We start from the raw sequence: 508 nt of genomic DNA on the forward strand, positions 1-508 counted from the left end.
GCTCCATCATGGCGCCGACCTTGCGATCGAGCGTCACCATACCGATGGCGGGGGCGTTTCGGATCATGTGTTCGCCCTATGCCATCTCCTCGGTTTCCGTTTCGCCCCGCGCATCCCCAACATCGGTAACAGACGCCTGCATCTGTTCGGCGACATGAAGCCTGGGTCGACTGTCGCCCCATTGATGGCCCAGCCGATCGACGAACGCCTGATCTCCGAGCACTGGGACGACGTGATCCGGCTCGCCACCTCAATCCGTACCGGCGTCACCAGCGCGTCGCTGATGCTGGAACGGCTCGGTTCTTATCCTCGCGCGAACGGTCTCGCCCTTGCCCTGCGAGAGATGGGCCGCGTTGAGCGTACGCTGTTCACGCTCGACTGGATCGAGCTCCCCGAAGAACGCCGCCGCGCCACCCGCGAGTTGAACAAGGGAGAGGCCCAGAACGCCCTCAAGCGCGCCATCTTTTTCCATCGCACCGGCCGGATCCGCGATCACGGACTGCAAGCC

Annotated in this window: 1 protein-coding gene; it reads left to right on the forward strand. The window is 64.0% G+C overall.

Going from position 1 to position 508, the window contains the following annotated elements; genetic code table 11:
- Nucleotides 1-508: Tn3 family transposase (locus tag GOB85_RS18990; protein ID WP_173578889.1), on the forward strand; the 508-nt coding region annotated here is incomplete at both ends.

The organism is Acetobacter fallax (genome assembly GCF_011516735.1).
In the GTDB taxonomy this organism is placed as follows: domain Bacteria; phylum Pseudomonadota; class Alphaproteobacteria; order Acetobacterales; family Acetobacteraceae; genus Acetobacter; species Acetobacter fallax.